At 68.7% G+C, this 5,500-nt stretch carries 5 protein-coding genes; 3 read left to right on the top strand and 2 right to left on the bottom strand.

Annotation, left to right across the window (positions count from 1 at the left end; all coding sequences use genetic code 11):
• Positions 1–1,566, bottom strand: a 1,566-nt coding sequence (locus tag AC1DQP_RS15680; RefSeq protein WP_478051959.1) for an ATP-binding cassette domain-containing protein, incomplete at its 3' end; no start/stop codon positions are given.
• A 36-nt stretch (positions 1,567–1,602) separates the two neighbouring features.
• A complete protein-coding gene (locus AC1DQP_RS15675; RefSeq protein WP_457320013.1) occupies positions 1,603–2,505 on the bottom strand; it encodes a LysR family transcriptional regulator in 903 nt (300 codons plus the stop codon).
• A gap of 105 nt (positions 2,506–2,610) precedes the next feature.
• Between AC1DQP_RS15675 and AC1DQP_RS15670 the strand changes: the two genes are divergently transcribed.
• From AC1DQP_RS15670 to dbpA, 3 genes are read left to right on the top strand one after another with little or no spacing between them, the layout of a single operon-like run.
• Positions 2,611–3,687, top strand: a complete 1,077-nt coding sequence (locus AC1DQP_RS15670) for a YeiH family protein (RefSeq protein ID WP_457320011.1) — start codon at positions 2,611–2,613, stop codon at positions 3,685–3,687.
• 3 nt (positions 3,688–3,690) lie between these two features.
• Positions 3,691–4,011 carry a hypothetical protein gene (locus AC1DQP_RS15665; protein WP_457320009.1) on the top strand — a complete coding sequence of 107 codons (321 nt, stop codon included), beginning with the start codon at positions 3,691–3,693 and terminating at the stop codon, positions 4,009–4,011.
• 48 nt (positions 4,012–4,059) lie between these two features.
• Positions 4,060–5,436, top strand: a complete 1,377-nt coding sequence (gene dbpA, locus AC1DQP_RS15660; RefSeq protein ID WP_256773984.1) for an ATP-dependent RNA helicase DbpA — start codon at positions 4,060–4,062, stop codon at positions 5,434–5,436.
• Positions 5,437–5,500: the final 64 nt, after the last annotated feature.

Genomic DNA, 5,500 nt, shown 5'->3' with positions numbered 1-5,500 from the left:
CAGCCAGTCGGTGTAACCGCCGACGTATTCGCCGACCACGCCGTCGCCTTCCATGACCATGGTGGAGGTCACCACGTTGTCGAGGAAGTCACGGTCGTGGCTGACCAGCAGCAGGGTCCCGGTGTAGTCGCTCAGCAGCTCTTCGAGCAGTTCGAGGKTTTCCACGTCCAGGTCGTTGGTCGGTTCATCCATCACCAGCAGGTTGGACGGCTGGGCGAACAACTTGGCCAGCAGCAGGCGGTTGCGCTCGCCACCAGACAGACGGGTGATCGGCGCGCGCGCACGCTCGGGCGAGAACAGGAAGTCCTGCAGGTAGGCGTGCACATGCTTGCGCTTGCCGTTGAACTCGATGAAATCGCGGCCTTCGGCCACGTTCTCGATCGCCGTCCAGTCTTCGCGCAGCACCGCACGGTACTGGTCGAAGTAGGCGATCTGCAGGTTGGTGCCGGCACGTACTTCGCCGCCCTGCGGCTGCAGGTCGCCCAGCAGCAGCTTGAGCAGCGTGGTCTTGCCGCTGCCGTTGGGACCGATCAGGCCGATGCGGTCGCCGCGCAGGATGACGGTGCTGAAATCCTTGACCATCACCCGCTCGCCGAAGGCGAAGGAGATGTCCTTGACGTCGATGACCTTCTTGCCGGAATTCTCCGCCTGCGCCGCTTCCATGCGCACGTTGCCGCCGAGCTCGCGGCGCTGCGAACGGTCGTTGCGCATCGCCTTGAGGCGGCGCACACGGCCTTCGTCGCGGGTACGACGGGCCTTGATGCCCTGGCGGATCCAGATTTCTTCCTGCGCCAGCAGTTTGTCGAAGCGCGCGTTTTCCTGCGCCTGTGCGTTCATGCGCTCTTCGCGGCGGCGTTCGTAGTTGGCCCAGTCGCCGGGCCAGCTGGTGACCTGGCCGCGGTCGATCTCGACGATGCGGGTGGCCAGCGCGCGCAGGAAGCGACGGTCATGGGTGACGAACACCACGCTGCCGTTCCAGTTCTTGAGGAACATTTCGAGCCAGTCGATGGCTTCGATGTCCAGGTGGTTGGTGGGTTCGTCCAGCAGCAGCAGATCCGGCGAGGACACCAGCGCGCGGCCCAGCAGCACGCGGCGCTTCATACCGCCGGACAGGCGCGCGAATTCGGCATCGCCGTCCAGGTCGAGCTTGGTCAGGGTCTCGCTGACGCGCTGATCCAGGCCCCAGCCGTTGGCGGCGTCGATCTTGGCCTGTACGGCCGACAAGGCATCGCCGTCGAAGTCGTCGGCCATGCTCAGGTGATGGAACTCGGCCAGCCACTGGCCCAGCTCGCCCAGGCCATCGGCGACCACGTCGAAGACGCTGCCGGCGGCACCGTGCGGCACCTCCTGTTCCAGGCGGGTGATGCGCACCCCCTGCTGCACGCGGACTTCGCCGTCATCGGGCTTGTGATCGCCGGACAGCAGTTTGAGCAGGGTCGATTTGCCGGCGCCGTTGCGGCCGATCAGGGCAATACGCTCGCCCGGCTCGATCGACAGTTCGGCTTTTTCCAGCAACAAGGGGCCGCCGACGCTGAAGTCGACGTTTTGGAGAGTAATCAGAGGCATCCGACCATTGTACGGGCTGGCGGTGCGCGGCGTCGCTCAACCGTGCGCGAAAGCGTCCGGCGGCAGGCCCAGCAGCGTGGCCAATGCCGGCGGCACCTGCTTGCCCGGGTGCCGGACCACCCACAGCTGCCGCGACAGGAGCGGCAACGGGGTGTCCAGGATACGCAGCGTGCCCAGCGCAACCAGATCGGCCACGGCGTGGCCGGACAGGCAGGCCACGCCCAGCCCGGCCGCTGCCGCCTGCTTGATTGCCTCGGTGCTGCCCAGCCGCATGGATCGGCCGAAGTGGTGCAGATGCGGCAGCAGCGCCTGCTCGACCGCCTCGCGGGTGCCCGACCCGGGTTCGCGCAGCAGCCAGCGCGCGTTGGCCAGCGTGGCCAGGTCCGGCATCGGCCCGAGCGGCGCGTCGGCCGCAGCGACGATCACCAGTGCATCGCGCTGCCACGGCAGCACCTGCAGGCCGCTTTCATGGCACGGGCCCTCGATCAGGCCCAGGTCGACCTCCAGCCGTTGCACTGCAGCCACCACGTCGGCGCTGTTGCCGATGCGCAGGTCGACCTGCGCCAGCGGGTTGTCGGCCAGCAGCGCGGCCACGCGCGTCGGCAGCAGGTAGTTGCCGATGGTGCTGCTGGCGCCGATCCGCAACTGCAGCGGGACCTGGTCGAGCGTGCGGTCCTGCCCGACCCCGGCCACGGTCTCCATGTCGGCGGCAGCGACCAGCAGCGCCCGCGCCGGGTCCAGCAGCGCCCGACCGTGCGCGTTGAGCACCAAGCGCCGGCCGATGCGATCGAACAGCGGCGCGGGCAGGTGGGCTTCCAGTTCGTTGAGCGCGGCGCTGGTGGCCGACTGCGACAGCGCCAGCTGCGTGCCCGCCGCCGCCGTGGTACCCGCGTCGGCGACAGCCACGAAAACCTGCCATTGGCGCAAGGTGAGGTGCATGGCGGACATTAACGCATAGAACTGGTTGAAATCAGATGAACAATGCGTTTTACAGGTTCATTGCCGACGCGCACGCTGTTCACCTGATCCCACCGGAGCGTTGCCGTGAACACCTCTACCGCCGCCCTGCCCTCGACGTCCCTGGCCCAGCGCTGGCGCGGCCGCGTGCCGGGCCTGCTGCTGACCGCGGGGGTGGCGGCGGCCGCGATGGGCCTGGCAACGCTGCCATGGCTGCAGGCGCACGGCATCAGCGCGTTGACCCTGGCCATCGTGCTCGGTATCGCGCTGGGCAACAGCGTCTATCCGCGCCTCGCCGCGCAGGCCGCGTGCGGGGTCGGCTTTTCCAAGCAGTGGCTGCTGCGCGCCGGCATCGTGCTGTATGGGCTGCGGCTGACGTTCCAGGACATCGGCCAGGTCGGCGTGGCCGGCGTGCTGGTTGATGCGCTGGTGCTGGGCAGCACCTTCGCGCTGGCCTGGTGGGCCGGCACCCGCTGGTTCGGGATGGATCGCGAGAGCGCGCTGTTGATCGGCGCGGGCAGCGCGATCTGTGGCGCGGCGGCGGTGATGGCCGCCGAGCCGGTGGTGCGCGGTCGCGCCGAGCAGGTGACCGTGGCGGTATCGACGGTGGTGGTGTTCGGCACGCTGGCGATGTTCCTGTACCCGCTGTTGTATCAGCTCAACCTTGCCCATGGCTGGGTGCCGATGAGCGAAGCGGCCTACGGCGTGTTCACCGGCTCGACCGTTCATGAAGTGGCGCAGGTGGTTGCGGCCGGGCGTGCGGTGAGCCAGGGCGCCGCCGATACGGCGGTGATCGCCAAGATGGTGCGGGTGATGATGCTGGCCCCGTTCCTGCTCGCGCTGTCGTTGCTGCTGGCACGCGGCCGTGTCATGCAGCCCGGCGCGGCGCGCGCGACGATCGTGGTGCCGTGGTTCGCGTTCGGATTCGCGGCGGTGGCCGGGATCAACTCGCTGCATGTGCTGCCTTCGGCGATGGTCGCTGCGGCCATCGACCTGGACAACGTGCTGCTGGCCATGGCGATGGCCGCGCTTGGCCTCACCACCCACGTCTCGGCGCTGCGCCAGGCCGGGATCAAGCCGCTGCTGCTTGCCCTGCTGCTGTTCGGCTGGCTGCTGGCCGGCGGACTGGGCATCAACCTGGGCGTGCATGCGCTGCTCGGATGAGCCATGCGTGTGCAGCATGCAGCATGCAAAACTGGCGCGATGAAACGTGAGCGCGTCCCACCCGTTGATCGCCGCTGCCTGCGCATTCCGTACCTGCTGCTGCTGGCGCGCTACGGGGCCGTGGATGAAGCCGAAGACGACCTGCTCGAGCTGCTGAGGCAGGTGCTGGGCGCGGACGTCGCGGTGTCCTGGGAGGAAGACCTCCGGCATCCCAATCCATGGTTTCACACGGTGATTCTGGACGTCGGCGCCAGCCTCGGCGAGTTCAGCCATGCCCAGCACGGTGCCCTGATGGAGAGACTGCGGGCGCTGGATCTGGCCTGAGCCTGGCCGGCACCCGCCCGGCGAGCGGCGCAGCGGGTAGAATGCGCCATGAACGAATTCTCCGAACTGCCCCTGTCGGCCTCGCTGGCGGCGGGCATCGACGCGCTGGGCTATACCCGCATGACCCCCGTGCAGGCGCAGAGCCTGCCGGCCATCCTCGATCGCCGCGACCTGATCGCACAGGCCCCCACCGGCAGCGGCAAGACCGCCGCGTTCGGGCTGGGCCTGCTGCAGGCACTGGATCCGTCGGTGATCCGCGCCCAGGCGCTGGTGCTGTGCCCGACCCGCGAACTGGCCGACCAGGTCGGCAAGCAGATCCGCAAACTGGCCACCGGCATCCCCAATTTGAAGCTGGTGGTGCTGACCGGCGGCATGCCGCTCGGCCCGCAGTTGGCGTCGCTGGAAGCGCACGACCCGCACGTGGTGGTGGGCACGCCCGGACGCATCCAGGAGCTGGGCCGCAAGCGTGCGCTGAAGCTGGGCGGGGTGACCACGCTGGTGCTGGACGAAGCCGACCGCATGCTCGACATGGGCTTTGAAGAGCCGATCCGCGAGATCGCCGGCCGCACCAGCAAGGACCGGCAGACGCTGCTGTTCTCGGCCACCTACCCCGATGAGATCCGCCAGATCGCGCGTGAGCTGCTGCGCGACCCGGTCGAGGTGACCGTTGAAGGCGCCGACAACGCGCCGGCGATCCGCCACCTGTTCTGCGAGACCGACCTGGCCAGCAAGCAGAAGGCGCTGGCCGGGCTGCTGCTCAAGTACAACCCGGAATCGACGGTGGTGTTCTGCAACACCCGCCGCGACGTCGACGATGTGGCCAACTCGCTGCAGCAGTTCGGCTTCTCGGCGCTGCCGCTGCACGGTGAAATGGAACAGCGCGACCGCGACGAAGTGCTGGTGCGCTTCGCCAACCGCAGCTGCAACGTGCTGGTGGCCAGTGACGTGGCCGCGCGCGGGCTGGATGTGCAGGACCTGGCGGCGGTGATCAACTACGAGCTGCCCACCGACATCGAAACCTACGAACACCGCGTCGGCCGCACCGGTCGCGCCGGCGCGTCCGGTCTTGCGATCAGCCTGGTCACCGGCCGCGAGCGCAATCGCGCCGATGCGCTGGAGGCCGCCCAGGGCAAGCCGCTGGACTGGCAGAAGACCCCGCTGGCCACCGCGCGCCCGGCGGTGCTGCCGCAGGCGGCGATGGAAACGCTGCGCATCGACGGCGGCAAGACCGACAAGCTGCGTCCCGGCGACATCCTCGGCGCGCTGACCGGCGATGCCGGGCTGTCGGCCAAGGCGATCGGCAAGATCGACATCTACGCCACGCGTTCCTACGTGGCGATTGCGCGCGAGCAGGTCGGCAAGGCGATCGCGCAGCTGGAAGCGGGGAAGATCAAGGGCCGTCGTTTCCGCGTCCGCAGGATGTAAGCGACGCGGGGTGGAGGGCGGCAATGCCGCCGTAGAGCCGACCGTTGGTCGGCTGCTCTTGGCG

The sequence above is a fragment of the Stenotrophomonas sp. P5_A8 genome, assembly GCF_056400545.1.
The sequence above is the reverse complement of the archived record's forward strand: the minus strand, read 5'-3'. Positions and strand labels throughout refer to the sequence as shown.

Bases quoted from the DNA above. Each gene is read 5' to 3' on its own strand.
- dbpA (WP_256773984.1), top strand. From the start codon at position 4,060: ATGAACGAATTCTCCGAACTGCCCCTGTCGGCCTCGCTGGCGGCGGGC.
- AC1DQP_RS15675 (WP_457320013.1), bottom strand. From the start codon at position 2,505: ATGCACCTCACCTTGCGCCAATGGCAGGTTTTCGTGGCTGTCGCCGAC.
- AC1DQP_RS15665 (WP_457320009.1), top strand. From the start codon at position 3,691: ATGCGTGTGCAGCATGCAGCATGCAAAACTGGCGCGATGAAACGTGAG.